We start from the raw sequence: 1,150 nt of genomic DNA, 5'->3' as shown, positions 1-1,150 counted from the left end.
TGGCAACGCTGGTTGGCGTACGCGTTTGCTGCTGCGTTGATCCTGGGGCTCTGCCGTAACCACATCGCTCGTGTGGCTGCGGTCAAAATCGGCAGCGACTTTCTGTCAACCTCGTTGGAAATTGATTCAGTCCAGCTTGATTGGGGCACGCTCAGTGTCAGCGGTATCGTTCTGCGTGAACCGCGGACCAGCGACAACGTCAACGTAGACGTTGACCATCCCACCAGCGAAGCTCAAGTCACCGTCGGCCGCCTCGCAGTCGACTGGTCAATCCTCAGCGGACTTCGTCGTGGGATCTGGGCACCGCATGTGGTCGTCGAAGCCCCCTGTCTGCACGTACGCTTTGATCGAGACGGGAAACTGATCTCAAAATTCCCGCAAAGCGAAGCCTCCTCAGGCGAATCCAGCGGCAAAATTCCTATCGGACGACTCTCCGTTCGGGGAGCGAGCTTGGTCGTCCACCAAACCGGCCGAGAATCCCTAACCGTGGCCGATGTCCAGCTACAGGGCGATTTTAGCGATGCGATTCAGCTTCGCACGTTGGTCCCCGATTTGTTTGGCGGCAGCATCGATATCCGGACTCAGCTACATCCCACCACATTGGCCGGACATACAAGTGTGGTGGTCGACGGAGTTAAGTTTGACACTGCGAAACTGTGTCATCTTCCCTTGATCCCCGAGTCGATCAATCAGCATCCGGTTGCGTCGAGTGGATCGCTACAGATTTCCTGCACTCATCCGGCGGGAATGGACCTCGACTCGTTGACGCTTTCGATCAAAGGCCACCTGTCAAAAATCGACTCGCAACCCATCGGCTGTATCGCCGAACGATTCGCTTTGCAGGGCGAGTTGCGACATGGCCAGCTCCGCATCGAAGCAACAGGGAATCCGCTGGACGGGATGGCCTTGATGAAACTCGATGCCAACATCCAGCCCGGTGCGGCGACTGCCACCGCGTCCAGCCAATTGAAAGATTGCGACTGGAACCGCATCTCGACCGCCTTTCCCCAAATCCCTCCCTTCATGCTGGCCTGCCAATCGACCAGCCATGTTTCGCTAACTTGGCAAAGCGACCAACTGACTTTCCACGGTGAAATGTCGGGGACAGCATCCGATTTGAATCTCGACGGCATACCGATCGCGGGTTTCC

Annotated in this window: 1 protein-coding gene; it reads left to right on the top strand. The window is 57.0% G+C overall.

All coding sequences use genetic code 11. The features are described 5' to 3' along the window. Nucleotides 1-1,150, top strand: a 1,150-nt coding sequence (locus RMSM_RS40545; protein ID WP_008690563.1) for a hypothetical protein, incomplete at both ends; no start/stop codon positions are given.

It is taken from the genome of Rhodopirellula maiorica SM1, from assembly GCF_000346295.1.
Lineage (GTDB): Bacteria > Planctomycetota > Planctomycetia > Pirellulales > Pirellulaceae > Novipirellula > Novipirellula maiorica.
The sequence above is the reverse complement of the archived record's forward strand: the minus strand, read 5'-3'. Positions and strand labels throughout refer to the sequence as shown.